Origin of the sequence: Pseudomonas palmensis (assembly GCF_017848315.1) — a bacterium.
GTDB classification, from domain to species: Bacteria; Pseudomonadota; Gammaproteobacteria; order Pseudomonadales; family Pseudomonadaceae; genus Aquipseudomonas; species Aquipseudomonas palmensis.
Map to the genome: position 1 here is coordinate 53,385 of NZ_JAFKEC010000020.1, position 26,101 is coordinate 79,485.

20 protein-coding genes are annotated in these 26,101 nt (G+C 65.4%); 8 read left to right on the plus strand and 12 right to left on the minus strand.

The window, feature by feature from the left end; translation table 11 throughout:
- Positions 1-76: 76 nt before the first annotated feature.
- From ilvA to JZZ72_RS13180, 3 genes are all read right to left on the minus strand, one after another.
- Positions 77-1,639: a threonine ammonia-lyase, biosynthetic gene (gene ilvA / locus JZZ72_RS13170; protein WP_210014542.1), complete on the minus strand. Its 1,563-nt coding sequence runs from the start codon at positions 1,637-1,639 to the stop codon at positions 77-79.
- Positions 1,640-1,829: 190 nt separating this feature from the next.
- Positions 1,830-2,282, minus strand: coding sequence for a PACE efflux transporter (locus JZZ72_RS13175; protein WP_210014543.1), 453 nt, complete (start codon positions 2,280-2,282; stop codon positions 1,830-1,832).
- A gap of 158 nt (positions 2,283-2,440) precedes the next feature.
- Positions 2,441-3,112, minus strand: a complete 672-nt coding sequence (locus JZZ72_RS13180; RefSeq protein ID WP_210014544.1) for a DUF3313 domain-containing protein — start codon at positions 3,110-3,112, stop codon at positions 2,441-2,443.
- Positions 3,113-3,193: 81 nt separating this feature from the next.
- Between JZZ72_RS13180 and JZZ72_RS13185 the strand changes: the two genes are divergently transcribed.
- Both JZZ72_RS13185 and JZZ72_RS13190 read left to right on the plus strand, forming a co-directional pair.
- The gene (locus tag JZZ72_RS13185; protein WP_210014545.1) at positions 3,194-3,841 is read left to right on the plus strand and encodes a DUF1345 domain-containing protein; all 648 of its coding nucleotides are present in this window, start codon (positions 3,194-3,196) and stop codon (positions 3,839-3,841) included.
- Positions 3,842-4,119: 278 nt separating this feature from the next.
- Positions 4,120-4,377 carry a DUF1652 domain-containing protein gene (locus JZZ72_RS13190; RefSeq protein WP_043861439.1) on the plus strand — a complete coding sequence of 86 codons (258 nt, stop codon included), beginning with the start codon at positions 4,120-4,122 and terminating at the stop codon, positions 4,375-4,377.
- A 9-nt stretch (positions 4,378-4,386) separates the two neighbouring features.
- On the opposite strand, the gene JZZ72_RS13195 is transcribed toward JZZ72_RS13190, so the two are convergent.
- From JZZ72_RS13195 to JZZ72_RS13235, 9 genes are all read right to left on the minus strand, one after another.
- The gene (locus tag JZZ72_RS13195) at positions 4,387-6,465 is read right to left on the minus strand and encodes a putative bifunctional diguanylate cyclase/phosphodiesterase (RefSeq protein ID WP_058540139.1); all 2,079 of its coding nucleotides are present in this window, start codon (positions 6,463-6,465) and stop codon (positions 4,387-4,389) included.
- A gap of 229 nt (positions 6,466-6,694) precedes the next feature.
- On the minus strand, positions 6,695-8,197 hold the full coding sequence (locus tag JZZ72_RS13200; RefSeq protein ID WP_210014546.1) for an efflux transporter outer membrane subunit: 1,503 nt from the start codon (positions 8,195-8,197) through the stop codon (positions 6,695-6,697).
- Positions 8,194-11,301 carry an efflux RND transporter permease subunit gene (locus JZZ72_RS13205; protein WP_043861436.1) on the minus strand — a complete coding sequence of 1,036 codons (3,108 nt, stop codon included), beginning with the start codon at positions 11,299-11,301 and terminating at the stop codon, positions 8,194-8,196. The genes JZZ72_RS13200 and JZZ72_RS13205 overlap by 4 nt, the downstream gene beginning before the upstream one ends.
- Positions 11,298-14,396 (minus strand): MdtB/MuxB family multidrug efflux RND transporter permease subunit, encoded by a 3,099-nt coding sequence (locus JZZ72_RS13210; RefSeq protein ID WP_058540138.1) that lies wholly within the window; start codon positions 14,394-14,396, stop codon positions 11,298-11,300. Before JZZ72_RS13210 ends, JZZ72_RS13205 begins: the two co-directional genes overlap by 4 nt.
- Positions 14,393-15,679 (minus strand): MdtA/MuxA family multidrug efflux RND transporter periplasmic adaptor subunit, encoded by a 1,287-nt coding sequence (locus tag JZZ72_RS13215; protein ID WP_078480367.1) that lies wholly within the window; start codon positions 15,677-15,679, stop codon positions 14,393-14,395. The genes JZZ72_RS13210 and JZZ72_RS13215 overlap by 4 nt, the downstream gene beginning before the upstream one ends.
- A gap of 256 nt (positions 15,680-15,935) precedes the next feature.
- Positions 15,936-16,436 carry a thiol peroxidase gene (gene tpx, locus JZZ72_RS13220; RefSeq protein ID WP_043861433.1) on the minus strand — a complete coding sequence of 167 codons (501 nt, stop codon included), beginning with the start codon at positions 16,434-16,436 and terminating at the stop codon, positions 15,936-15,938.
- 152 nt (positions 16,437-16,588) lie between these two features.
- Positions 16,589-17,866: a serine/threonine transporter gene (locus JZZ72_RS13225; protein WP_043861432.1), complete on the minus strand. Its 1,278-nt coding sequence runs from the start codon at positions 17,864-17,866 to the stop codon at positions 16,589-16,591.
- Positions 17,867-18,094: 228 nt separating this feature from the next.
- Positions 18,095-19,297, minus strand: coding sequence for an amino acid aminotransferase (locus JZZ72_RS13230; RefSeq protein ID WP_043861431.1), 1,203 nt, complete (start codon positions 19,295-19,297; stop codon positions 18,095-18,097).
- A 137-nt stretch (positions 19,298-19,434) separates the two neighbouring features.
- Positions 19,435-20,451, minus strand: coding sequence for an Ldh family oxidoreductase (locus JZZ72_RS13235; protein ID WP_054914582.1), 1,017 nt, complete (start codon positions 20,449-20,451; stop codon positions 19,435-19,437).
- A gap of 148 nt (positions 20,452-20,599) precedes the next feature.
- Here JZZ72_RS13235 and JZZ72_RS13240 point away from each other — a divergent pair, with 148 nt between their 5' ends.
- The 6 genes from JZZ72_RS13240 (at position 20,600) to JZZ72_RS13265 (ending at position 25,870) form a co-directional block, all read left to right on the plus strand.
- Positions 20,600-21,469 (plus strand): MurR/RpiR family transcriptional regulator, encoded by an 870-nt coding sequence (locus JZZ72_RS13240; RefSeq protein ID WP_210014547.1) that lies wholly within the window; start codon positions 20,600-20,602, stop codon positions 21,467-21,469.
- Positions 21,470-21,498: 29 nt separating this feature from the next.
- Positions 21,499-22,257 (plus strand): ABC transporter substrate-binding protein, encoded by a 759-nt coding sequence (locus JZZ72_RS13245; RefSeq protein WP_054914583.1) that lies wholly within the window; start codon positions 21,499-21,501, stop codon positions 22,255-22,257.
- A gap of 109 nt (positions 22,258-22,366) precedes the next feature.
- Positions 22,367-23,086: an ABC transporter permease gene (locus JZZ72_RS13250; protein WP_043861427.1), complete on the plus strand. Its 720-nt coding sequence runs from the start codon at positions 22,367-22,369 to the stop codon at positions 23,084-23,086.
- On the plus strand, positions 23,083-23,793 hold the full coding sequence (locus JZZ72_RS13255) for an ABC transporter permease (protein ID WP_043861426.1): 711 nt from the start codon (positions 23,083-23,085) through the stop codon (positions 23,791-23,793). Before JZZ72_RS13250 ends, JZZ72_RS13255 begins: the two co-directional genes overlap by 4 nt.
- Before the next feature lie 24 nt (positions 23,794-23,817).
- Positions 23,818-25,062: an NAD(P)/FAD-dependent oxidoreductase gene (locus JZZ72_RS13260; RefSeq protein WP_054914584.1), complete on the plus strand. Its 1,245-nt coding sequence runs from the start codon at positions 23,818-23,820 to the stop codon at positions 25,060-25,062.
- 19 nt (positions 25,063-25,081) lie between these two features.
- On the plus strand, positions 25,082-25,870 hold the full coding sequence (locus JZZ72_RS13265) for an amino acid ABC transporter ATP-binding protein (RefSeq protein ID WP_043861496.1): 789 nt from the start codon (positions 25,082-25,084) through the stop codon (positions 25,868-25,870).
- Positions 25,871-26,101 lie beyond the last annotated feature (231 nt).

The window sequence follows — 26,101 nt, forward strand, 5'->3', positions numbered from 1 at the left end:
CGGTATTCCTCAGGCTTTATATCTCTGCCTCAAGGATCCGCCCGTGGGCCACAGGGCATGTTGATCCAGCGCAAAGTCAGCCAAGAAACAGCCGATAGGCCGGGTTTTCGGTCTCGTCCCAGTAGCGATACCCCATGCCGTCGAGGGTGCCTGGCAACTGCGCCAGCTCATCGTCCGGCACCTGCAGCGCCACGAACACCCGCGCCTCGGCAGCCCCGTGGTTGCGGTAGTGGAACAGGCTGATGTTCCAGCGTTTGCCCAGGCGCTCCAGAAAGCCCAGCAAGGCGCCAGGACGCTCCGGGAACTCGAAGCGCAGCACCCGCTCGTCGAGCGAGGGGGCCGAGTGGCCGCCCACGGTGTGGCGGATATGCAACTTGGCCAGCTCGTTCTCGGTCAGGTCCAGCACCTCGTAGCCCTGCCCGGCCAGGCTGGCCAGCAACTGCGCGCGCGGGTCGGTGTGCGGGTGGGTCTGCACGCCGACGAACAGGCGGGCCTCCTTGCCGGGCTGGTAGCGGTAGTTGAACTCGGTGATCTGGCGCTGGCCCAGGGCCTGGCAGAAGGCGCGGAAGCTGCCCGGCTGCTCGGGGATGGTCACCGCGATGACCGCCTCGCGCTGCTCGCCCAGTTCGGCGCGTTCGGCCACATGGCGCAGGCGGTCGAAGTTGACGTTGGCACCGGAGTCGATTGCCACCAGGGTCTGGCCCGTCACGCCGCGGCTGGCCACGTACTTCTTGATCCCGGCCACCGCCAGCGCACCGGAAGGCTCGGTGATCGAGCGGGTGTCGTCGTAGATGTCCTTGATGGCCGCGCACAGCTCGTCGCTGCTGACCGTGACCACTTCGTCCACGTAATGCCGGCACACCTCGAAGCAATGCGCGCCGATCTGCGCCACCGCCACGCCGTCGGCGAAGGTGCCGACCTGGGGCAGCACCACCCTCTCGCCAGCGGCCAGCGCGGCCTGCAGGCAGTTAGAGTCATGCGGCTCGACGCCGATCACCTTTACCTGCGGGCGCAGGTACTTGACGTAGGCGGCAATGCCGGCGATCAGGCCGCCGCCACCCACCGGCACGAAGATCGCGTCCAGCTCGCCCGGTTGCTGGCGCAGGATCTCCATGGCCACGGTGCCCTGCCCTGCAATCACGTCCGGGTCGTCGAACGGTGGCACGAACGTGGCGCCTTCGCTCTGGGCCAGTTGCAGCGCATGGGCCAGCGCCCGCGGGAAGCTGTCACCGTGCAGCACCACATTGCCGCCACGCGAGCGCACCCCTTCGATCTTCAGCGCCGGAGTGGTGGTGGGCATCACGATGGTGGCGCGCATGCCCAGTTCACGAGCGGCCAGCGCCACGCCCTGGGCATGGTTGCCGGCAGACGCGGTGATCACCCCGCGCTCGCGCTGCTCGGTGCTCAGACGACTGAGGCGGGTGTAGGCCCCGCGGATCTTGAAGGAAAAGGTCGGCTGCAGGTCTTCGCGCTTGAGCAGCACGTTGTTGCCCAGGGCCTCGGACAGCGCCCGGGCGGGCTGCAGGGGCGTCTCGATGGCCAGGTCATATACCGGTGCGGCAAGAATCCTTCGCACGTAGTCCGACAGCAGGCTGGTGGCGCTGGTGGAGGTGCTGGGGCAGACGGTAAGGCTGGTCATCGGTGACTCCTGGTTTTTTTTGAAGTGCCCAGGAGTCAGAAAGGAAAAACCCGCCTCCAGGGCGGGTTAGGTGCAAGGTGCTCGCTAGCCCGCCAATCTGATAATGGCGGTAATAATGCTGTGCGAAGGCAACGCTGCGAATAAGGTCATGGCAGCGAAACTAGCCCAGGGCCTTTTTCAAGTCAATCATTCATTTTGCGCTCGTGCAGGCTTGCACGCCTCGTTCGTGCGCCGATTCGGGCACGCCGAACACCCGGTCGAAGCTCCACTGGAACACGAAGGCGTACACGAAGAAGAACACGAACAGCGCAAGGTTGGTGCCCAGTGCCGCCCACAGGCTGATGTCCAGCCACCAGGCCACCACCGGCAGCAGGATCAGCACCAGCCCGCCCTCGAAGCCGATGGCATGCAGCAGGCGCCGTACGAAGGTGCGGCTGCGTCGGGCCTGACGTGCCTCCCAGAACTCGAACAGGTAGTTGTAGAGCATGTTCCAGCCCAGGGCCATGCCCGACATGATCACCGACAGCACGGTGGAATGGGCCATGCCCTCATCGAAGGCCAACGCCAGGGCCGGTGCGACACAGGCCACCGCGATGACTTCGTACAGAATGGCCTGGGTGATCTTGCGGGTAACGCCTTGCATGACGGGCTCCTTTCAACGGTATGCCGCGCAGGCTAGGCTGATTGAAGCCGGGTTTCAATGGTGAAGCGGTCAACTGTCGTCGGCCCGCTGGGGCCGGCAGACCGGCCAACACGCTGCCAGGCCATTGCGAGGCTCCCCGAAATGGCCTGGCACAGGGCTCAACGGCCCTTGAGCTTGAGGTAGGACTGGTGCAGGTCGGACGCCCAGCCATCGAGCACTGCCTTCACATCGTCGGCCTTCATCACCTGGCTGTCGTTTTCCAGCGGCTTGCCACTGCCCTTGCGCACCACCTGGGCGAGCACCTTGTTGTTGCCGCCATCCAGAAACTGCGCCTCGGTGGCGATATCGGTTTCCTGGTCGCGGATGCCCGAGGCCGTGCTCACCGCTGCCGCCACCAGCGCCACCGGAATCACTTCGTATGCCTTCAGGCCCTCGGTCTTGCTGCTGACGGCCGTGATCGCCGGGCGTACCACGATCACCCCCGGGCCAGGGCCGGTGGCCAGCGGCAACGACTTGCCCAGCTCGCGCTTGAGCGCCTGGTCGTAGTAGTGGGTGATGCCTTGCAGGGTGCTCTGCGGAACCCGCGCGGTAGGCTGCGGCTTGGGATACAGCTGGCTGGGCTCGATGTATACGCTGGTGTAGCGGTCGAGCTTGAGGTTCGGGTCGATCCAGCGCATCACCGTGGCACCGGAGGGCGAGGTGGTCTGCTTGAGACGGCTGTAGTCCTTGAGGAACCCGGAGTACTCGTCGGGCTGCACGGTGCTGCTCGAACAACCGGCCAGGCCCAGCCCGGCCAGGCACAAGGTGCCGATGATCAATGCGTGTTTCATGCGGTCGCTCCAGTGGCGCCTGAAGAAAGGCTTCCTAGGTATAGGCTACAGTTGGCGGTGCATCCATCGACGTGAGGCAACATGGCATTCCACAAACTGGCCCATACCCACCCGCGCCTCAGCGCCGCCGCACTGGTCGGCTGCCTGGGCGGCGTGTTCATCCCGGCAGACAACCTGGTGCAACACATCCTGGCGGGCTGGAACGTCGGGGTCTGGCTGTACCTGCTGCTGGTGTTCTGGCTGACCCTGCGGGCAAAACCGGGCCAGGTGCGCAAGGTGGCCTGCATCGAGGACGAAAATGCCGGGCTGGTGCTGTTTACCGTGAGTATCGCGGCCATCGCCAGCCTTGCCGCAGTCACCCTGCAACTGGCCAGCAGCAAGGGCCTGACCGGCAGCACCCAGGCCCTGCACTACCTGTACACCGGCCTCACCGTGGCCGGCTCGTGGCTGCTGATCGGCACCATCTTCAGCCTGCACTATGCGCGCCTGTTCTACACCAGCACCGCCAAGCAGCCGCTGCTGCGCTTTCCAGACGAGGAGCACAACCCCGATTACTGGGACTTCCACTACTTCTCGTTCACCCTCAGCGTCGCGGTGCAAACCTCCGATGTGGGCGTCGCCGGGCGTGAACTGCGCCGCGTGGTGCTGGCCCACTCGGTGATCGGTTTCGTGTTCAACACCGCTATTCTGGGTTTCACCATCAACATCGCCGCCGGCCTGCTCAGCTGAGCCCGCCGCTGGTCTGAAATACCCGTGGCCCCACCCTGCCCGCTTCAGCGGCCATGACAGCCTCACCCGCCGCAATGCGGACCACGCAAACGCTTGCGCAACCCACACATAGCAAAAAGCCATTGTGACGCAGGTCAAACATCCTGCAACGGGGCGCAAACAAGCGGCGGACAGCGGCCGCATCGGTGCTATGGTTAGGGTCTTGGCCTTCCTTGGGCAGCGTGTCCCGGGTACAGGCATGCTCAGCGAATCGGGGTCAGCTGTAAAAGGAGGCCGGCATGAACAAGCTCACGTTTCCCAACGCCTGCCAGATGATGCGCTGGCACTTCCATCCCCTGGGCTTTGAAGCCAGCATGGATGCACCGCGCAGCATGGTGGCGCGCGTGTTCGACCGCGCCACCGGCGAAACCCTGCTGGCGATTGCCGGCATTCCGTGCGCCACACTGATGGCGGCGTCGGATGTGGAGCGCATCATCGAAGCGGTGGAAGACGAGCTTGAAGCGTTCCAGCCCTCGTGTGCGCTGCGCTCGGCCTGACGCTGGCGCTCAGGCCTGCCCCACCGCCAGTCTCTCGATATCAGCCATGAAACGCTCGGCCGGCAGCGGCTGACCGAGCAGGTACCCTTGCAGCGAATCACACCCCAGACGGGTCAGGAAGTCCTGCTGGCGGTCGGTTTCCACCCCTTCGGCAACAATCCTCAACCCCAGTGCCTGCCCCAGCGCCACGATGGCCGACACGATTGCGGCATCGTCGCTGTCCTGCTCCAGGTCGCGCACGAAGCCACGGTCTATCTTCAACTCGTTGGCCGGCAGGCGCTTCAAGTACATCAGGCTTGAGTAGCCGGTACCGAAATCGTCGATGGACAGGTCCACGCCCATGTCCGACAGGCGCTGCAACACCATCAGGCTCGCATCGGCGTCGTGCATGGCGGTGGTTTCGGTGATCTCCAGGGTCAGGCTGTTGGCCGGCAGGCGATGGCGCTGCAAGGCCGACGCCACGCTGTCAACCAGCCCGGCATGGCAGAACTGGATGGCCGACAGGTTCACTGCAACCCGCCAGTTTTCATAGCCCTGGTCCATCCAGCTGCGCATCTGGCGGCAGGCCTCGTCCAGTACCCACTCGCCGATCGGGATGATCAACCCGGTTTTTTCCGCCAGCTGGATGAAGCGATCGGGCAGCAACATGCCGTGCTGCGGGTGCTCCCAGCGCAGCAGGGCCTCGGCACCGATAGGCTGGCGCCCCACCGCATCGAACTTGGGCTGGTAGAACAGGCGCAACTGGCGCTGCTCCAGCGCCATGCGCAGGTCCTGCAGCAACTGCAGCTGCAGGCGCGCGTTGCTGTTCATCGACACATCGAAAAAGCTGTAGGCGTTCTTGCCGGCGCTCTTGGCGTGGTACATGGCCGCGTCGGCATTGCGCAGCAGCTCCATCTGGTCGGCGCCGTTGCCGGGGTACAACACGATGCCGACGCTGGCGGAGATCTGCAGGCTCTGCTCGGCCACCCGGAACGGGCGCGACACCAGGTTGACCTGCTTGGCGGCCACCCCCACCGCATCTTCAGGCTCGTCCAGCTCCACCAGCAGCACGAATTCGTCACCGCCGATGCGCGCCAGGGTGTCCTGGCTGTGCAGGTGGCCACGCAGGCGCATCGCCACCTCCTTGAGCAACTGGTCGCCGGTGTGATGACCGAACGCGTCGTTGACCGGCTTGAACCCGTCCAGGTCGATGAACATCAGCGCAAAGCAGCCGCCCTGCTCGGCCACCTTGGCGATGGCCTGCTCGATGCGGTCGGTCAGCAGGCTGCGGTTGGGCAGCCCGGTGAGGGTGTCGTGCAGCGCCAGCTGGGTCAGCTCCTGGTTGGCCAGGGTCAGCGATTGCGCCAGCTCCGCAGTGCGCGCCTCCAGGCGTGCATCCAGCACCGAGGTCAGCAGCGCCACCGCCAGCACCGCCAGGGTGGTGATCAGCACCAGGTAGTCCAGGCCACTGCCGCTGAGCCCACCGTCCAGCGCGCCACAGAAGCTGCCGTCGGCAAAATTGGCCGCTGCCATGCCAGTGTAGTGCATGCCGACGATGGCAATGCCCATCACCACGGCGGCGCCGCCGCGAATCTGGCGTACATACGGGGTATTGCGGCGCAGGCGGAAGGCGATCCACAGTGCGGCCACCGACGCGCCTACTGCAATCAACAGCGAGGCGGCGAACAGCAGCGGGTCGTAGTCGATGCCCGGTTGCATCTGCATGGCAGCCATGCCGGTGTAATGCATGCTGCTGATGCCCGCGCCCATGATCAGCGCCCCCAGCGCCAGCACGCGGCCCGGCAGGCTCGGCTGGCTCACCAGCCACAGTGCGAAGCCCGACGAAAGCACCGAGATCACCAGCGACAGCGCGGTGAGGCTCAGGTCGTAGCCCAGCTCGATGGGCAGGCTGAAGGCAAGCATGCCGATGAAGTGCATCGACCAGATCCCGGTGCCCAGGGCCAGAGCACCGCCGACCATCCACAGGTACGCGGCACGGCCCTTGGCGGTGGCGATGCGCCCGGTCAGGTCCAGCGCCGTGTAGGACGCCAGAATCGCCACGCACAGCGAAATCAGGACCAGCGAGGAGGAATAACTACCGTTGAGCATGAAGGTTCCAAGGCCCGGTTGACGGGCGCTGTCCCGGCCCGGTGAAAAACCGATGATTGTACTCAACCTTTAGCGAAACGCACGGAGTTTCCGAGGGATGGCGGGATGTTTTTGGCGAATGGCCATCAGGCTTTGGAACCGCGTCGCGGCCTTCGCCAGCAAGGCTGGCCCCTACAATCACATCGCGGCCTGTAGGCGCCGGCGTTGCCGGCGAACGCCTCGACGCACACTACCTGTCGATCGCGGTACGCTCTTCAGCAGCAAGGCTGGCTGCCTCCCAGCCGCCCCCCAACGCCGCAATCAACTGCACGCTGGCCACCAGCCGGCCCTGCAGCAGGTTCAGCACGCTGCGTTCATTGCTCAACGCGGTGGTCTGCACGTTCACCACGTCCAGATACCCGATCAGGCCCGCCTTGTACTGGTTCTCGGTCAGGCGCAGCGACTCGCGCGCCGACGCCAGCGCCTCATCGCGCACCTGCGCCTCATCGGCATACACCTTCAGCTGCACCAGGTAGTTTTCCACCTCCTGGAAGCCATCCAGCACGCTCTGACGGTACTGCGCCACAGTCTGGTCATACACGGCCTTGGTACGGTCGACCTCGGCCGAGCGCTTGCCGGCATCGAACAGGGTCACGGCCAACTGCGGCCCCACCGACCAGAATCGGTTCGGCAAGCTGATCCAGTCGCTGAAGCTGCTACTGCTGTAGCCACCGCTCATGCTCAGGGTCAGGTCCGGGAAGTACGCCGCCCGCGCCACGCCGATATTGGCGTTGGCCGCCATCACCTTGCGCTCGGCCGAGGCAATGTCGGGGCGGCGCTCCAGCAGCTGCGACGGCAGCGCCAGCGGGATCTGCGGCAAGGCCGGTATGGTGGTGCTCGGCGCCAGGGCAAATTCGGCCGGCGCCTTGCCCATCAGCACGGCAATCGCATTCTCGAACTGCGCCCGCTGCCAGATCAGGTCGATCAGGTCGGCCTGGGTGCTCTTGAGCTGGGTCTGTGCCTGGGCCACCGCGTCCTTGCCCGAAACCCCGGCGCGGTACTGGTTCTGGGTCATGGTCAGCGAACGCTGATAGGCCGCCAGCGTGGCCTCGAGCAGGCGCTTCTGCTCGTCGATCACACGCAGCTGCAGGTAGTTTTGCACCAGCTCCGACTGCAGGCTCAGGCGTATCGCCGCCAGGTCCGCCAGGCTCGCCTCGGCACTCGCCTCGTTGGCGTTCAGGCCCTCACGCAGCTTGCCCCACAGGTCGGCTTCCCAGCTCACGCCCAGCTGGGCGCTGTACGTGTCGCGGATACCGCTGCTGTTGTTGCTCAGGCTCGAACTGCTGCTGCCGGTGCCCTGGCTGGAGCGGGTCTTGCCGGCGCTCAGGTCGAGGCTGGGAAACAGCGAAGCCCGGGCGCTGCGCACCAGGGTCTGGGCCTGGCGGTATTGCGCCTCGTACTGGGCCACCGTCTGGTTGTTGGCATTGAGCTGCTCGACCAGACCGTTGAGCTGCGCATCGCCGTACAGCTCCCACCAGGCCCCGCGCGCCAGGGCGTCGGACGGGTTGGCCTGGGTCCAGCCCTCGGCGTACTTGAACGCCACCGGCTCCGGCGCCTGCGGCCGGTGGTAGTCGGGGCTCAGGGTACAGGCGCTGAGCATAGCCAGGCACAGGGCCGAGGTCAGCAGGCGCGAACCACGGGCCGCCAGCACGCGCTGCAGGGAAGGTGGACAAACATCGGCAGGTCGGGTCATAGCGGGGTTTCCAAAGCAGCGTCGGTACGCACGCCGCGCCAGTGATTGAAGCGATGGCGCAGGCGGTCCAGATAGAGGTAGACCACCGGGGTGGTGTAAAGCGTGAGGATCTGGCTGAACACCAGCCCGCCAATGATGGTCAGGCCCAGCGGCTGGCGCATCTCGGCGCCCTCGGCGGTGCTCAGCAGTAACGGCAAGGCGCCCAGGATCGCCGCCAGGGTGGTCATCAGGATCGGCCGCAGACGCAGCAGGCAGGCCCGACGAATCGACTCCTGCGGGCTCAGCCCTTCATGGCGCTCCAGCTGCAGGGCCAGGTCGATCATCAGAATCGCGTTCTTCTTCACCACCCCGATCAGCAGGAACAGCCCCAGCAGCGAGATCAGGCTGAACTCGCTGCCGACCACGTACAGCGTCAGCAGCGCCCCTACCCCGGCCGATGGCAGGGTCGAGAGGATGGTCAGCGGGTGAATGTAGCTTTCATACAGAATCCCCAGCACCAGGTACACCGCCAGCAAGGCGCCGAGGATCATCCAGGGCTGGCCCTCCTGGCTCTTGGTGAAGGCATCGCCGGTACCGCCAAGCTTGGCGATCACGTCCTCGGGCAGGCCGACCTTGGCCACCGCACGCTCCACCGCGGCCAGCGCCACGTCCTGGCTGACGCCTTCTGCGAGGTCGAACGAGATGTCCTCGGAGGCGAACTGCCCCTCGTGGCTGACACGGTCCTCGGCCAGGCTGTTCTCGTAATGGGCAAAGGTCGACAGCGGCACGCGCGCGCCGTCGGCGGTGATCACCTGGACCTGCTCCAGGGTGCGCGGGTCCTGCGCATACTTGGGGTTGACCTCCATCACCACCTGGTACTGGTTGAGGCTGTCGTAGATGGTCGAGATCTGGCGCTGGCTGTAGGCGTTGTTGAGCACGGCGGTGACCATGTTCATGTCGATGCCCAGGCGTTTGGCCTGCTCGCGATCGACCACCAGGGTCACCTGCTGGGTGCCGCTGCCTTCGCGGGCGTCGATGGCCGTCAGCTCCGGCAGCGCCTTGAACGCCGCCACCACCTTCGGGTACCACTCGCGCAACGCCGTCAGCTCGCCACTTTGCAGGGTGTAGAGAAACTGCGAGCTGCTCTGCTCGCGGCCACCGCCAAACTGCAGGTCCTGGTCGGCCATCAGGAACAGCCGCCCGCCGGGTACCTTGGGCATCTCCTTGCGCAGGCGCTCGATGATCTTCTGCGCCGACTCCTTGCGCTCCTTGATCGGCTTGAGGCGCACCAGCACCATGGCGTTGTTGATGCCGCTGTTGCCGCCGATGAAACCGGCCACGCTCTGCACGGCCGGGTCCTTGAGCAAGGCGCGCCGGTAGATTTCCATCTTCGGCTGCATCACCGCGAACGACAGCCCGTCGTCACCCCGCACAAAGCCCATCAGCTGGCCGGTGTCCTGCTGCGGCATCAGGGTCTTGGGCACCACAACGTACAGCGCCACGTTGACCACGATGGTCACCAGCAGGCTCAGCAGGGTCAGGCGGCGATGGCGCAGCGCCCAGCCCAGGCTGCGGTCGTAGCCGGCCATCATGCGCTGGTTGAGACGCTCGCTCCAGCGCTGCAGGCGGGTCTGCTCGCCGGGGGCGTGAGGTTTGAGCCAGCGCGCGCAGAGCATCGGCGTGAGCGTCAGCGACACCACCAGCGACACCAGGATGGCCGCCGCCAGGGTGATGGAGAACTCGCGGAACAACGACTCGACGATGCCGCCCATGAACAGGATCGAGACGAACACCGCCACCAGCGAGGCGTTCATCGCCAGCAGCGTGAAGCCCACCTCCTTGGCGCCGAGGAAGGCCGCGGCCAGCGGCGCGACGCCTTCGTCGATATGCCGCGAGATGTTCTCCAGCACCACGATGGCGTCGTCCACCACCAGCCCGGTGGCGAGAATCAGCGCCATCAGCGACAGGTTGTTGAGCGAGAACCCGCACAGGTACATCACCGCGAAGGTGCCCACCAGCGACACCGGCACCGCCAGGGTCGGGATCAGCGAGGCGCGCAGGTTGCCCAGGAACAGGAACACCACCAGGATCACCAGCGCCACGGCGATCAGCAGCGTGTGTTCGGCCTCCTTGAGGGTGGCCTTGATCACCGGCGAGCGGTCCATGGCCACGTTCAGTTGCACGCTGGCCGGCATCAGGTCCTGCAACGCCGGCAACTGCTCCTTGATGCTCTCGATGGTCTTGATGATGTTGGCGCCGGTCTGGCGGTTGATCACCAGCAGCACCGCGTCCTTGTCATTGAAGAAGCCGCTGTTGTAGCGGTTCTCCACGCCATCGGTGACCTTGGCCACGTGGCTCAGGCGCAGCACCGAGCCGTCCTGGTAGCGAATCACCAGCGGGCCGTAGTCCTTGGCTTTCTCCAGTTGATCGTTGGCCTGTACCTGCCAGCTGCGCTGGGTGTCCTCGATGAAGCCCTTGGGCCGGCGCACGTTGGCGTTGGCGATGGTCTGGCGCACATCGTCCAGGCTCACGCCGTACTGGTTGAGCAGTTGCGGCTCCAGCTCGATGCGCACCGCCGGCAGCGAACTGCCGCCGATCTGCACCTCGCCCACACCCGGCACCTGGGACAGGCTCTGGGACAGGATGGTGGAGGCCAGGTCGTAGAGCTGGCCCTTCTGCAGCACATCGGAGGTCAGCGACAGCACCATGATCGGTGCCTGGGCCGGGTTGAACTTGTTGTAGGTGGGCATGCTCTTCATGCCGCTGGGCAGCAGGTTGCGCGTGGCATTGATGGCCGCCTGCACCTCGCGTGCGGCGCCATCGATGTCGCGCCCCATGTCGAAGCCCAGGATCACCCGCGTGGAGCCCTGGCTGGAGCGGCTGGTCAGGGTGTTGACCCCGGCGATGCTGCCCAGCGAGCGTTCCAGCGGGGTTGCCACGGTGGAGGCCATCACCTCGGGGCTGGCCCCGGGCAGGCTGGCCGACACCACGATCACCGGGAAGTCCATCTGCGGCAGCGGCGCCACCGGCAGCAGGCCGAAGCTGACCCCGCCCAGCAGCATGATGGCCAGGCTCAGCAGCATGGTCGCCACCGGGCGACGGATAAACGGGCCGGAGAGGTTCATGCGTCGGCCTGTTGCGGGTCAGGCTGACGGCGCCAGCGACGCGCCAGGCGGTCGAAGTACAGGTAGATCACCGGCGTGGTGAACAGCGTCAGCACCTGGCTCACCAGCAGCCCGCCCACCATCACCAGCCCCAGCGGCTGGCGCAGCTCGGCGCCCGAGCCGGTGGCGAGCATCAGCGGGATGGCCCCGAACAGCGCCGCCAGGGTGGTCATCAGGATCGGCCGGAAGCGCAGCAGCGCCGCCTGGTAGATCGCCGTCTGCGGGTCCATGCCCTGGTTGCGTTCGGCCTCCAGGGCAAAGTCGATCATCATGATCGCGTTCTTCTTGACGATACCGATCAGCAGGATGATGCCGATGATCGCGATCATGCCCAGGTCGTTGCCACTGATCATCAAGGCCAGCAGCGCGCCCACTGCAGCCGAGGGCAGGGTCGAAAGGATGGTCACCGGGTGGATGTAGCTCTCGTAGAGCACGCCGAGCACGATGTACATGGTCACCACCGCCGCCAGAATCAGCAGCAGGGTGCTCGACAGCGACGCCTGGAAGGCTTCGGCCGCGCCCTGGAAGCGGGTCTGCACGCCCAGCGGCATGCCGATCTGCTGCTGCACCTGTTCGATGACCTTGACGCCCTCGCCCAGCGACACGCCTTCGGCCAGGTTGAACGACATCATCACCGCCGGGAACTGGCCGATGTGGGCAATGGCCAGTTGCGCCTGGCGCTGCTCCACATGGGCCAGGCTCGACAGGCGCACCTGCGCGCCATCGGTGGTCTTGACGTAGATCTGGTCGAGCACCCTGGGCCCAAGGTCGGCCGCCGCAGCGGCCTGCAGCACCACGCGGTACTGGCTGGCCTGGGTATAGATGGTAGAGATCTGGCGCTGGCCGAAGGCGTCGTACAGCGCATTGGTGATTTCCGACACGTTGATGCCCAGACGGCTGGCGGCGTCGCGGTCGATCACCAGGAACACCTGCAGGCCCTTGTCCTGCAGGTCGCTGGCCACATCGGTCAGCTCGGGGCGATCATGCAACGCATCCACCAGCTTGCCGCTCCACTGCGCGAGCAGGTCGGCATCCGGCGACGACAGGCTGAACTGGTACTGGGTGCGGCTGACGCGGTCTTCGATGCTCAGGTCCTGCACCGGCTGCATGAACAGGCGAATGCCCACCAGCTTGTCCAGTTGCGGTTGCAAACGGGTGATGACCTGCGAGGCGGTGATGTCGCGCTCGCCGTGGGGCTTGAGGTTGATCAGCAACCGACCGCTGTTGAGCGTGGCGTTGTCGCCGTCGACGCCGATGTACGACGACAGGCTCTGCACGGCCGGGTCCTGCAGGATCACCGCGCTCAGTTCCTGCTGGCGCTGGCTCATGGCGGCGAACGAGATCGATTGCGGGGCTTCGGAAATACCCTGGATCACCCCGGTGTCCTGCACCGGGAAAAAGCCCTTGGGCACCGCCAGGTACAGCAGCACGGTCAGGCCCAGGGTCGCCACCGCCACCAGCAGGGTCAGCGGCTGGTGGCGCAGCACCCACTGCAGGCCGCGACCATAGTGGGCGATCATCCAGTCGATCCAGGCACCGCTGGCGCGGTAGAAGCGCCCCTGTTCCTCTTCCCTGGGCTCGCGCTTGAGCAGGCGCGCGCACATCATCGGCGTGAGGGTCAGCGACACCACCAGCGAGATCAGGATCGCCACCGCCAGGGTGATGGCGAACTCGCGGAACAACCGCCCCACCACGTCGGCCATGAACAGCAGCGGGATCAGTACCGCGATCAGCGAGAAGGTCAGCGAGATCAGGGTGAAGCCGATCTGCCGGGCGCCCTTGAGCGCGGCCTGCATCGGCGTCTCGCCCTCCTCGATATGCCGCGAGATGTTCTCCAGCATCACGATGGCATCGTCCACCACGAAGCCGGTGGCGATGGTCAGGGCCATCAGCGTGAGGTTGTTGATCGAGAACCCGGCCAGGTACATCACGCCGAAGGTGCCGATCAGCGACAGTGGCACGGCGATCGACGGGATGAGGGTGGCGCTGGCCCGGCGCAGGAACAGGAAGGTCACCAGCACCACCAGCACGATGGCGATCAGCAGCTCGTGCTGCACATCCTTGACCGAAGCACGGATGGTCTGGGTGCGGTCGGTGAGCACCACCACGTCCAGCCCCGCCGGCAGGTTGTCGGTGATCGACGGCAGCAGCGCCTTGATCCGGTCGACCACCTCGATGACGTTGGCCCCAGGCTGGCGCTGGATGTTCAGCAGCACTGCCTGGCTCTGGTTGGCCCAGGCCGCCAGGCGCTCGTTCTCGGCGCCGTCGACGATCTCGGCAACGTCCTTCAGGCGCAGCGGCGCACCGTTCTTGTAGGCCAGGATCAGGTTGGCGTATTCCTCGGGGGAGCGCAGCTGGTCGTTGGCGTCGAGCATCGAGACCCGCGTGGGGCCGTCGAAGTTGCCCTTGGGCTGGTTGACGTTGGAGGCGCCGATCAGGGTGCGCACGTCGGCCAGGTTCAGCCCGGCCGAGGCCAGCGCGTCAGGGTTGACCTTGATGCGTACCGCCTGGCGCTGGCCACCGGCGATGCTGACCATGCCCACACCGCTGATCTGTGCGATCTTCTGCGCCATGCGCGTGTCGACCAGGTCGTTGAGCTTGGGCAGCAGCATGGTCTTGCTGGTGATGGCCAGGGTCAGTACCGGGGTATCGGCCGGGTTGACCTTGTTGTACACCGGCGGCGCCGGCAGGTCGCTGGGCAACAGGTTGCTGGCCGCGTTGATCGCCGCCTGCACCTGCTGCTCGGCGACGTCCATGTTCATTTCGAGACTGAAGCGCAGGGTCAGTACCGAGGCACCGCCCGAACTGGTCGAGGCCATCTGGGTAAGCCCGGGCATCTGCCCGAACTGGCGCTCCAGCGGCGCGGTGACCGCGCTGGTCATCACCTGCGGGCTGGCACCGGGGTACAGGGTGATGACCCGGATGGTCGGGTAATCGACCTGGGGCAAGGCCGCCACGGGCAGCAACGTGTAGGCGATCAGGCCGGCCAGCACGATGGCAAGCATGCTCAGCGTGGTGGCGACCGGGCGCAGGATGAACAGCCGCGAAAGGTTCATGCGCCAGCCTTGCCCTGCTCGCCCGGCGTGGCCGAGAGGTCTTTCTTGTCCTGGCCCTGCAGGTGCTGGCCTGGGGTGGCGGGCACGTCGCTGCTGTCGTTGACCACTTCCACCTCGCTGCCGTCACGCAGGCGGTCGGTGCCTTCGAGCACCACGCGCTCGCCCTTGGCCAGGCCTTCCTTGACCACCGTGAGGTCGCCGTCGCTGGCGCCGAGCTTGAGGCTGCGGATGGTCACCTTGTTGTCGCCGTCCATCACGTAGGCGAAGGTGCCGTTGGTGCCGAACTGCATCGCGGCCGATGGCGCCAGCACCACGTCCTTCAAGGTATCGGCCAGCAGGCGCACGTTGACGAACTGGTTGGGGAACAGCATTTCATCCTGGTTTTCGAACCCGGCCTTGAACTTCAGGGTGCCGGTGGTGGTGTCGATCTGGTTGTCCAGGCTGCTCAGCACGCCCACCGAGAGCTGCTGGGTGTCGCCGCGGTCCCAGGCCTGCACCGGCAGCTGGGCCCCGCTGCGGTAGCGCGACAGCACGGTGCTCAGCTCGGTTTCCGGCAGGGTGAAGACCACGGTGATCGGCTGGGTCTGGGTGATCACCACCAGTGCCGTGGTGTCGTTGGCCGCCACCAGGTTGCCGACGTCCAGCTGGCGCAGGCCCAGGCGCCCGCTGATGGGGGCGCGAATCCTGGTGAAGTCGAGGTTGAGCCTGGCATCGCCCACCGCCGCCTGGTTGGTCTTGATGGTGCCCTGGTACTGGGCTACCAGCGCTGCCTGGGTATCGAGGGTCTGCTTGGCGATGCTGTCTTCGGCGAACAGGCCCTTGTAGCGCTCAAGGTCGATCTGGGCGTTTTTCAGCTGCGCCTGGTTCTGTGCCAGGGTGCCTTCGGCCTGCTGCAGGGCGATCTGGTAGCTGCGCGGGTCGATCTCTGCCAGCAGGTCGCCGGCCTTGACCCGCTGGCCTTCCTTGAAGTTGATCTTGACCAGCTCGCCGCCCACGCGGCTGCGCACGTTGACCGTGTTGGTCGCGGTCACGGTGCCCAGGGCCTTGTAGTACAGCGGGAAGTCGCCCACGGTGGCCGGTGCCACACGCACCGGTACCGGCCCGCCGAACGCGCCGAAACCAGGCCGCCCGCCCCCCGGCTTGCCTGCGCCCGGGGCCTTGGTCGCCGGCGATGAGGGCCAGAATACCCAGCACAGGCCGGCAATCAGCAGCAGGACCAGCAGGCTCAGCAGCCAGCGACGGGAGTGACGAGGACGGGCGGTTTGCATCGGTTGATCGGCCATTGTGCGGAAAGACTTCTCTTGAGGAGGCTGAACGATAAGCAGTAGAGCGGTTTTAGCAAAGCGCCTTTACCGGCTATTTACCTAGAGCTGACGTTGGCAAAGTGCTGAACTATAAATAAAAACGGCCTGGGCTAAGGCCAGGCCGTTACAACTTTTTTCAAATAACCTTTCTATTTCAACACCGCCCCCCTGTGGGAGCTAGCTTGCCAGCGAAGGCATCCATGCGGTGCATGAAAACTCGCGGTGCCTGAATGCGTTACTTCAGTACCGCCAGCGCCGCGTCGTAGTTCGGCTCTTCGGCGATTTCCTTGACCAGTTCGGCGTGCAGCACCTTGTCGTTTTCGTCCAGTACCACGACTGCACGGGCAGTCAGGCCCTTGAGCGGGCCGTCGGCGATGGCCACGCCGTAGTTCTGGATGAATTCGGCACCACGCAGGGTGGACAGGTTCTTGACGTTTTCCAGGCCTTCGGCGCCGCAGAAGCGTGCCTGGGCGAACGGCAGGTCGGCCGAGATGCACAGTACCACGGTGTTGGCCAGTTCGTTGGCCTTGGCGTTGAACTGGCGCACCGAGGTGGCGCAGGTCGGGGTGTCGACGCTCGGGAAGATGTTCAGCACTTTACGCTTGCCGGCGAAGGAAGCCAGGGTCACGTCGGACAGGTCGCCCGCCACCAGGGAAAACGCAGGTGCCTGGGCACCGACTTTCGGCAGTTCGCCGTTGACCTGAACCGGGTTGCCTTTGAGAGTCACTTGAGCCATGAAAGAAGTCCTTATGCGGGGGTGAGTAAAGGACCAGAGTTAAGCATGAAAGTGCCCCGACACCTATGGGGCAGCGATAAATTGTTGAATATCCAGAGAGTTTTTGTGGACAAAGAGCGAGCAAGGGTGTGCACCCCTGCCCGCCCCCGGCCTCAGCCGACCAGCGAGTAGACGATGGCGCTGATGGCCACCAGGCCCACCACGACCACGAACACGTTGGACAGCGCGCCACTGTACTTGCGCATCGCCGGCACGCGGCGGATGGCGTACATCGGCATCAGGAACAGGATCGCCGCGATCACCGGGCCGCCGAACGACTCGATCATGCTCAGGATGCTGGGGTTGAGCGTGGCCACCACCCAGCAGATCACCAGCATGAAGGCTGCGGTGAACCGGTCCAGGGCCTTGGCGCCCGGCCGCTTGCCCGTCTTGAGCACCAGGCCCTTGAGGCCTTCGCTGGCACCGATGTAATGGCCCAGGAACGACTTGGCGATGGCGATGAAGGCAATCAGCGGTGCAGCGAACTCGATGGTCGGGTTGCTGAAGTGGTTGGCCAGGTACGACAGGATCGACAGGTTCTGCGCCTTGGCCTCGGCCAGTTGCGCCGGGTTCAGGGTGAGCACGCAGCTGAACACGAAGAACATCACCATCGCCACCATCAGCAGGTGCGCGCGCCGCAGGATCTGCCCGCTGCGCTCGTCGGCGTGCTCGCCGTAGCGGCGTTTCTGGTCCACGGCAAAGGCCGAAATGATCGGCGAGTGGTTGAACGAGAACACCATCACCGGAATCGCCAGCCACAGGGTGTGCACGAATGCCGACCCCGATGGCAGCTCGGTGGCGGTCGTGAGGATGCCGCCGTTCCAGTGCGGTATCAGGAACACCGCCAGCAATGCCAGGGCCACGATGAAGGGGTACACCAGCAGGCTCATGACCTTGACGGTGGCCTGCTCGCCGCAGCGCACGATGACCAGCAGGCCCAGGATCAGCACGAACGACAGCAGCACCCGCGGCGGCGGCGCCATGTGCAGTTGATGCTCCATGAAGCTGCTGACCGTGTTGGTCAGGGCCACGCTGTAGATCAGCAGGATGGGGAAGATGGCCAGGAAGTACAGCAAGGTGATGCAGGCGCCGGCGCTGAGGCCGAAATGCTCCTCCACCACTTCGGTGATGTCGGCACCGTCACGCCCCGAGAGCACGAAGCGGGTCAGGCCACGGTGTGCGTAGTAGGTCATCGGGAAGGCCAGCAGCGCGAGGATCAGCAGCGGCCAGAAGCCGCCGAGGCCGGCGTTGATTGGCAGGAACAGCGTGCCGGCACCGATGGCGGTACCGAACAGGCCCAGCATCCAGGTGGTGTCCTGCCGGGCCCAGCTACCTAGGGCGGCGGGGGTCGATTCGAAGCGTTGATCAACGCTCGGGGCCTGCTCATTCATCCGGGTGCAACTCCGCTCGCAAGACTGCAACATCGCTGGGAGTGGCCAAACAGACGCATCGGCGCACCCCAGCTGTAAAAGAGGGGCGCGATTGTGCGCGCTTTGGTTGCACTTGCAAAGCCCTTGCCGAGGAGTGGTTGCACCTGCCGGCAGCGCAGCGCCGGTCAAGCCCGCCCCCACAAGGCCATCACTGTACGTGTGGGAGCGGGCTTGAGCCGCAACTGGCCGTTATGCGGTCTTGTGCACCGCCGCGAACGCTTCGGCCACCTGCTGCAGGTTGTCCGGGCGCACGCCCGACATGCACACCCGGCCGCTGTCGATCAGGTACACGCCGAACTCGTCACGCAGCCGGCGTACCTGCTCCACGCTGAAGCCGGTGTAGCTGAACATGCCGCGCTGGCTCAGGAAGAAGTCGAAGTTCTGACCCGGCAGCAGCACCGCCAGTGCATCCACCAGCGCCTGGCGCATGTCCAGGATACGCAGGCGCATCCCCTCCACTTCAGCCTGCCACTGGGCATTCAGGCCGGCATCGCCAAGCACCGTCGCAACCAGTTGCGCACCGAAGTTGGGCGGGCTGGAGTAGTTGCGGCGCACGGTCGCCTTGAGCTGGCCCAGCACGCTCTGCGCGGTGGCGCTGTCGTCACAGACCACCGACAGGCCGCCAACCCGCTCGCCATACAGCGAGAAGATCTTGGAGAACGAGTTGCTGACCAGGCACGGCACGCCGGCGCGGGCAAACTCGCGAATGGCGTAGGCGTCGGCGTCCAGGCCTTCACCGAAGCCCTGGTAGGCGATATCGAGGAACGGAATCAGCTCGCGCGCCTTGACCACCTCGATCACCTGCTGCCATTGCGCCTGGTTCAGGTCGACCCCGGTCGGGTTGTGGCAGCACGGGTGCAGCAGCACGATGCTGTTGGCCGGCAGGGTCTGCAGGGTGGCGAGCATGCCGTCGAAGTCCAGGCCACGGGTGGCCGGGTCGAAGTACGGGTAGGTGTTGACCTTGAACCCGGCGCCTTCGAAGATCGCGCGGTGGTTGTCCCAGGTCGGGTCGCTGACCCATACCTGCGAGTCGGCGAAATAGCGCTTGAGGAAGTCGGCACCGACCTTCAGCGCACCCGAGCCGCCCACGGTCTGCACGGTGGCCACACGTGCGCCACCCACGGCCGGGTGATCGGCGCCGAACAGCAGCGCCTGGATCGCCTGGCGGTAGCTGCCCAGGCCTTCCATCGGCAGGTACAGCGAGGCTTCATGGGGCTGGTCGGCCAGGCGTTTTTCCGCCTCGCCCACTGCCGCCAGCTGTGGCACCACACCGGCGGCGTCGTAATACAGGCCGATGCTCAGGTTGACCTTGTTGGCACGCGGATCGGCCTTGAAGGTCTCCATCAGGGAGAGAATCGGATCGCCGGCATAGGCATCGACATGTTTGAACACAGCGTGCAGCTCCTTGGGTCTGGGCAAATCGTGAAAGACGCTGCCGAGGATACCTGTAGCCGCCGATTTGTGACATGACCCTGGATGCAACTGATCAGTGCAGCTGCGCATGCATCCGCCGGCGAAAAGGCCGCGGGTCACCCCTTGGCCAACACCTGCAACTGCTCGAACTCCTGCGCCGTTACGCTCACCCCGTCCCGCGCCGACGCCTCGCGCTCACGCAAGCGCCGCTCGCCGGGCATGCGGGTCAGGCCTACCGCCTGCATCTGTTCCACCAGTTCACGGCTGCGCTCGGCAAAACGGCTGCCTTCGGCCTTGGTCGGGTCGATCACGATCACCAGTTGCCCGGTCCACGGGGTCTTGGCGCCCGGGTGCTGCGACCAGTCGAACTCGAACGAGAAGTTGCCGCCGGTCAGCGCCGCGGCCAGCAACTCGACCATCATCGACAGCGCCGAGCCCTTGTGTCCGCCAAAGGGCAGCAAGGCACCGCCGTCGAGAATCGCCTGCGGATCGCAGGTCGGCTGCCCGTCGCGGTCCACGCCCATGCCTTCGGGCAACCGCTCGCCCTTGCGCGCGGCAATCTGCACGTCACCATGGGCGATGGCGCTGGTGGCCATGTCGAACACGATCGGCGCATGCCCGGCACAGGGTGCGGCGAACGCGATGGGGTTGGTACCGAACAGTGGCTTGCGCGCGCCATGCGGCACCACGCAGGTCATGCTGTTGACCACGCTCAGGGCCACCAGGCCTTCTTCGGCAAAGGGCTCGACATCCGGCCACAGGGCCGCGAAGTGATGCGAGTTGTGTATCGCCAGCACCGCAATGCCGGCACTGCGGGCCTTTTCCACCAGCAGCGCCCGCGCCGCCTCGAGCGCCGGCTGGGCAAAACCGCCCCCGGCATCGACCCGTACGTAGCCGCTGGCCACGTCCTGCACCTGGGGCACCGCCGTGCCGTTGACCCAGCCACTGGCCAGGGTCGACACATAGGCGGGAATCCGGAATACCCCGTGGCTATGGGCGCCGTCGCGCTGGGCGCTGGCGCAGTTGGCGGCCAGCGTGCGGGCAACCGATTCGCTGGTGCCGTGGCGCACGAAAATCTGCTGCAACAGGCGCTCGAGATCGGCCTGGGGCAAGTGGTGAACAGCTGCGGACATCTGAAGCTCCCTTGTTGGAATTGGTATGGGCGACAGCAGTGAGCGATAGCGGACTTTCCTCCGATTGACAGCAAACTGTCAAATGTTGACTTGATGACAGAAAACATTCATTTTCTATTCCCAGCGCAACCGCCGTCGAGAATCGTCCGTGAGCCAACCGATCAAGCAACGCCTGGAAAACAGCCTGCAACATGCGGCGGCCTCGGGTCGCAAGATCGCCACGTACATGCTCGCCCATTTCACCGACCTGCCCTTCGAGACCTCGGCCAGCCTGGCGGCAAAAATCGGCGTCAGCGAATCGAGTGTCGGGCGTTTCTGCCGCTCGCTCGGCTACGAGCACCTCAAGGCCCTCAAGCACGATCTCAAGGACGACCTGGGCGATGGCCCATGGCTGGTCGGTGATCGGTTGCAAGAATTTCGCCAACAACAGGGCAAGGACGACATCGACCGCGCGCGCAGCCTCGAGCTGGAGGTCGCCGCCCTGGTGCGGGTCTACGAGTACAGCCGCACCGAGGCCTGGCACACCGTGGCCCGGCGCCTGGCCGAACGGCGCCGGGTATTCATTGCCGGGTTCCAGACCGAGCGCGGTATCGCCCAGTGCATGAGCCACCTGCTGCAATACCTGCGCGATGGCGTGCAGGTGGTGGACGGCAGCGCCGGGCACTTCGGCGAAGTGCTGCTCAGCGCCTCGCACGACTGCGCGCTGGTGGTGTTCGAGGCGCGCCGCTACTCGCGCCACGCCTTGGTGCTGTGTCGCAAGGCACGCGAAGCGGGCATCCCGGTAACACTGGTTACCGACACCTTCTGTGACTGGGCCGATGCCAACGCCGACGAGGTGTTTCGCATCCCCACCGAATTCAATCTGTTCTGGGAGTCCACCGCGACGATGCTGTCGTGGGTACACCTGATGGTCAACGAGGTCTGCAAGAAGCTCGGGCCGGATGTTGAAAAACGCTTGGAAGCAACTGCCGCTCTAAACAACGAATTCGTTGGCTACACGTCAACGAGCAAACAATAGCAAGAGTGCAATCAACCACGAGGTGTTTCATGAAACCCGTCCTCCGCTTTGCAGGCGCATGCGCGCTGCTGTTCGCCGGCATCACCTCGGCCCAGGCCGAAACCCTGAAGATCGCCACCGAAGGCGCCTACCCGCCGTTCAACTACGTCGACTCCAAGAACCAGCTGCACGGCTTTGACGTGGACATCGCCAAGGCCCTGTGCGAACAGATGAAGGTCGAGTGCACCGTGGTCGCCCAGGACTGGGAAGGCATCATCCCGGCGCTGATGGCCAAGAAGTACGACGCCGTGGTGGCCTCGATGATCAACACCGAAGAGCGCCGCAAGAAAATCGCCTTCACCAACCACTACTACAAGACGCCGCTGTCGGTCGCAGTGCCCAAGGACAGCGAGATCACCGACGCGCAGACCGACTTCAAGGGCTACACGGTGGGCGCGCAGTCCTCCTCCACCCAGGCGATCTACGCCGAAGACGTGTATGGCAAGGCCGGTGCCGACGTCAAGCTGTACCCGACCCTGGACGAAGCCAACGCGGACCTCGCCGCCGGGCGCCTGGACGGGGTGATTGCCGACAAGTTTCCGCTGCTCGAATGGCTGGGCAAGGCAGGCAAGGACTGCTGCAAGATCCTGGGTGACGTCAAGGGCACCACCGCCGATGCCTCTATCGCCGTGCGCAAGGAAGACGAGGCGCTGCGCGAGCGCCTGAACAAGGCCCTGGACGAGATCGTCGCCAACGGGACTTACCAGAAGATCTCCAGCAAATACTTCGACTTCGATATCTACCAGTAAGACCGCATTCGCTGGCAAGCCAGCTCCCACAGGGTTTTGCGTCAACCGCGACCCTGTGGCAGCCGGCTTGCCGGCGAAGAGGCCCTGTTGTCTTGCCGAGGGTTCGCGCATGATCGAACAACTGTCCCTGTTATCCTTCGCCAGCGGCGGCTGGGGCCAGGCCCTGCTGGCCGGCGCCCTGGTGACCATTTCCCTGGCCCTGGCCTGCCTGCCCATCGGCCTGCCGCTGGGCCTGGGCGTGGCGCTGGCCGCCCGCTCGAAAAAACGCTTTCCGCGCGCCTGGGCCACCGTGTTCTCCACGGTATTTCGCGGCCTGCCCGAACTGCTCACGCTGCTGATCATCTATTACGGCTGCCAGATCGCCGCGCAGAAGATCCTCACCGCCATGGGCTACGAGGGCGAGGTGATGATCAATACCTTCCTCGCCGCCATGATCGCCTTCAGCCTGGTGTTCGCCGCGTTTTCCAGTGAAATCTGGCTGGGCGCGTTCAAGACCATTCCCAAGGGCCAGTACGAGGCCTCGGCCGCGCTGGGCCTGAGCAAAACCACCACCTTCCGCAAGGTGGTGTTCCCGCAGCTGGTGCGCATCGCCCTGCCGGGCCTGTCGAACAACTGGCTGTCGCTGCTCAAGGACACCTCGCTGGTGTCGACCATCTCGCTGGTCGACCTGATGCGCCAGACCAACCTGGCCGTCAGCGTGACCAAGGAGCCGATGTTCTTCTACACCGTCGCCTGCCTGGGCTACCTGCTGTTCTCGGCGCTGTCGGGCCGGGTCTTCGCCTATATCGAACGCCACACCAGCCGTCACCTGCGGAGTGCACGCACATGAATCTCGATGCCCTGCTGGCGTTCTTCGTCGACCCCGACCTGCTCGAACGCTACGGCCCGCGCTTTATCGACGGGCTGCTGGTCACCGGCAAACTGGTGGCCATCTCCTTCACCCTGGGCGCCCTGCTGGGCCTGCTGCTGGCGCTGGCGCGGCTGTCGAACAACGTGCTGCTGCAACGCCTGAGCGCCGGCTACATCTACTTCTTCCGGGGCTCGCCGCTGCTGGCGCAGCTGTTTCTGCTGTACTACGGGTTGGGCTCGCTCAAGAGCTTCTGGCAGGACGTCGGCATGTGGTGGTTCTTCCGCGAAGCCTGGTACTGCACCCTGCTGGCCTTCACCCTGAACACCGCCGCCTACCAGGCCGAGATCTTTCGCGGCAGCCTGATGGCCGTGGCCCCAGGGCAATACGAGGCGGCCAGGGCACTGAGCCTGAAGCGCTCGACGACCTTCTTCAAGGTGATCCTGCCGCAGTCGCTGATCGTGGCCATCGGCCCGCTGGGCAACGAGCTGATTCTGATGATCAAGGCCAGTGCAATCGCCTCGCTGGTGACCATCTACGACCTGATGGGCGTGACCAAGCTGGCCTTCTCGCGCAGTTTCGACTTCCAGATCTACCTGTGGGCCGCGGTGCTCTACCTGCTGATCGTGGAGATCGTGCGCCGCAGCCTCAAACACATAGAAGCCCGACTGGGCCGCCACCTGCGCTGAACCGTAGCCGTAGAGGATTTTTTCATGCATTGCCAAACCATCGTTCTGGGCGCCGGTATCGTCGGTGTTTCCACGGCCCTGCACCTGCAAGCACGCGGGCGCAAGGTGATCCTGATCGACCGTGACGAACCGGGCAGCGGCACCAGCCACGGCAATGCCGGCCTGATCGAGCGCTCCAGCGTGATCCCCTATGCCTTCCCGCGCGAGCTGTCCAAGCTGCTGCGCTACGGCCTCAACCGCCAGCCCGACGTGCGCTACAGCTTCAGCTACCTGCCCAAGGCCGCGCCCTGGTTGCTGCAGTACTGGAAGAACTCTGCCCCGGCGCCCCTGGCCGAGGCCACCCGCGCCATGCTGCCGCTGGTGCAGCGCTGCGTCGAGGAACACGACGCACTGATCGAGGCCGCCGAACTGGGCGCCATGGTGCAGGCCAAGGGCTGGATCGAGGTGTACCGCACCCAGCCTGCCCTGGCCCAGGCCGTGGCCGATGCCCAGGCGCTCAAGCCCTACGGCCTGCAGTTCGAGATTCTCGACAAGCAGCAGTTGCACGATCGCGAACCAGACCTGAGCGCCAACGCCGTGGGCGGCATCCACTGGCTCGACCCCAAGACCGTGAGCAACCCCGGCGGCCTCACCCGCGGTTACGCGGCGCTGTTCGTCAAGCGCGGCGGGCAGTTCATCCAGGGCGATGCGCGCACCCTGCGCCAGGTGGCCAGCGAATGGCAGGTCGACACCCGCCAGGGCCCGGTCACTGCACCGGAGGCGGTGATCGCGCTGGGCCCGCAGGCAGGCGAGCTGTTCCGCCCGCTGGGCTACGACATCCCGTTGGAGGTCAAGCGCGGCTATCACGTACATTTTCATGCCAAGGCCGGTGCTGCACTCAAGCATTCACTGTGCGACGTGCAGGGCGGCTTCGTGCTGGCACCGATGGCCCAGGGCATTCGCCTGACCACCGGCATCGAGTTCGCCGCCAGCGACGATGCGGCCAACGAGGTCCAGTTGCAGCGCTGCGAAGCCATCGCCCGCCAGCTGTTCCCGCTGGGCGAGCGCACCCAGGACGCGCCGTGGCTGGGCCGACGCCCCTGCCTGCCGGACATGCGCCCGGTGATCGGCCCGGCGCCGCGGCACAAGGGCCTGTGGTTCAACTTCGGCCACGCCCACCACGGCCTCACCCTGGGCCCGGTATGCGGGCGCCTGCTGGCAGAAATGATCACCGGCGAAAACACCTTTACCGACCCGACGCCCTATGGCGCCGACCGCTTCGAACACTGAGATCGCGGAGAACAACAACATGACCGCACCACTGAGCCTTGCCGCTGCACGCCCCGACACGCACCCCGACCCGCGCAAGGTCGTGGTGAGCATCGACGGGCTGAACAAGTTCTATGGCGACTTTCACGTACTGCGCGACGTCGACCTCAAGGTGCGTGAAGGTGAGCGCATCGTGCTGTGCGGGCCGTCCGGCTCGGGCAAGTCGACGCTGATCCGCTGCATCAACCGCCTGGAGATCGCCGAAAAAGGCACCCTGCTGGTCAACGACACCGACCTGGCGCTGACCACGCGCCAGGCCGCCGAGGTGCGCAGCGAGATCGGCATGGTGTTCCAGCACTTCAACCTGTTCCCGCACATGAGCGTGCTCGACAATTGCACCCTGGCGCCGATGAGCGTGCGCGGCCTGTCGCGCAAGGAGGCCGAGGAGCGGGCACGGTTCTACCTGAACAAGGTGGGCATCGAGAGCCAGGCGGGCAAGTACCCCAGCCAGCTGTCGGGCGGGCAGCAGCAGCGCGTGGCAATCGCCCGGGCGCTGTGCATGAAGCCAAAGATCATGCTGTTCGACGAGCCGACCTCGGCACTGGACCCGGAGATGGTCGCCGAAGTGCTGGATGTGCTGGTCAAGCTTGCCGACACCGGCATGACCATGCTGTGTGTGACCCACGAAATGGGCTTTGCGCGACAGGTGGCCGAGCGCGTGCTGTTTCTGGACGGCGGGCAGATCATCGAGGATGCCCCGCCCGAGGCGTTCTTCAACAACCCGCAGAGTGATCGGGCCAAGGGCTTCCTGGCGCAGATTCTGCACTGAAGCCGCTGGCCTTTCGCGGGTCACGCCCGCTCCCACAGGGGCTCACGCCGGCCTTGTGGGAGCGGGCTTGCCCCGCGAAGAGCCCACCACGTACTACGCCTAGCGCGCCTGCATCTTCGACTTGATGAACCCGGCCACGAACGTCAGCACCGCGCCGCCGGCACCACCGCCGACGATGCTGCTGATGATCGCCGCCATGTCCAGCGACCCGCCAGCCCCCATGGCGGCGAT

What these genes read in the sequence shown, in the direction of transcription:
- ilvA (WP_210014542.1), bottom strand. Translation starts at nt 1,639, where the DNA reads ATGACCAGCCTTACCGTCTGCCCCAGCACCTCCACCAGCGCCACCAGC.
- JZZ72_RS13175 (WP_210014543.1), bottom strand. Translation starts at nt 2,282, where the DNA reads ATGCAAGGCGTTACCCGCAAGATCACCCAGGCCATTCTGTACGAAGTC.
- JZZ72_RS13180 (WP_210014544.1), bottom strand. Translation starts at nt 3,112, where the DNA reads ATGAAACACGCATTGATCATCGGCACCTTGTGCCTGGCCGGGCTGGGC.
- JZZ72_RS13185 (WP_210014545.1), top strand. Translation starts at nt 3,194, where the DNA reads ATGGCATTCCACAAACTGGCCCATACCCACCCGCGCCTCAGCGCCGCC.
- JZZ72_RS13190 (WP_043861439.1), top strand. Translation starts at nt 4,120, where the DNA reads ATGAACAAGCTCACGTTTCCCAACGCCTGCCAGATGATGCGCTGGCAC.
- JZZ72_RS13195 (WP_058540139.1), bottom strand. Translation starts at nt 6,465, where the DNA reads ATGCTCAACGGTAGTTATTCCTCCTCGCTGGTCCTGATTTCGCTGTGC.
- JZZ72_RS13200 (WP_210014546.1), bottom strand. Translation starts at nt 8,197, where the DNA reads ATGACCCGACCTGCCGATGTTTGTCCACCTTCCCTGCAGCGCGTGCTG.
- JZZ72_RS13205 (WP_043861436.1), bottom strand. Translation starts at nt 11,301, where the DNA reads ATGAACCTCTCCGGCCCGTTTATCCGTCGCCCGGTGGCGACCATGCTG.
- JZZ72_RS13210 (WP_058540138.1), bottom strand. Translation starts at nt 14,396, where the DNA reads ATGAACCTTTCGCGGCTGTTCATCCTGCGCCCGGTCGCCACCACGCTG.
- JZZ72_RS13215 (WP_078480367.1), bottom strand. Translation starts at nt 15,679, where the DNA reads ATGGCCGATCAACCGATGCAAACCGCCCGTCCTCGTCACTCCCGTCGC.
- tpx (WP_043861433.1), bottom strand. Translation starts at nt 16,436, where the DNA reads ATGGCTCAAGTGACTCTCAAAGGCAACCCGGTTCAGGTCAACGGCGAA.
- JZZ72_RS13225 (WP_043861432.1), bottom strand. Translation starts at nt 17,866, where the DNA reads ATGAATGAGCAGGCCCCGAGCGTTGATCAACGCTTCGAATCGACCCCC.
- JZZ72_RS13235 (WP_054914582.1), bottom strand. Translation starts at nt 20,451, where the DNA reads ATGTCCGCAGCTGTTCACCACTTGCCCCAGGCCGATCTCGAGCGCCTG.
- JZZ72_RS13245 (WP_054914583.1), top strand. Translation starts at nt 21,499, where the DNA reads ATGAAACCCGTCCTCCGCTTTGCAGGCGCATGCGCGCTGCTGTTCGCC.
- JZZ72_RS13250 (WP_043861427.1), top strand. Translation starts at nt 22,367, where the DNA reads ATGATCGAACAACTGTCCCTGTTATCCTTCGCCAGCGGCGGCTGGGGC.
- JZZ72_RS13255 (WP_043861426.1), top strand. Translation starts at nt 23,083, where the DNA reads ATGAATCTCGATGCCCTGCTGGCGTTCTTCGTCGACCCCGACCTGCTC.
- JZZ72_RS13260 (WP_054914584.1), top strand. Translation starts at nt 23,818, where the DNA reads ATGCATTGCCAAACCATCGTTCTGGGCGCCGGTATCGTCGGTGTTTCC.
- JZZ72_RS13265 (WP_043861496.1), top strand. Translation starts at nt 25,082, where the DNA reads ATGACCGCACCACTGAGCCTTGCCGCTGCACGCCCCGACACGCACCCC.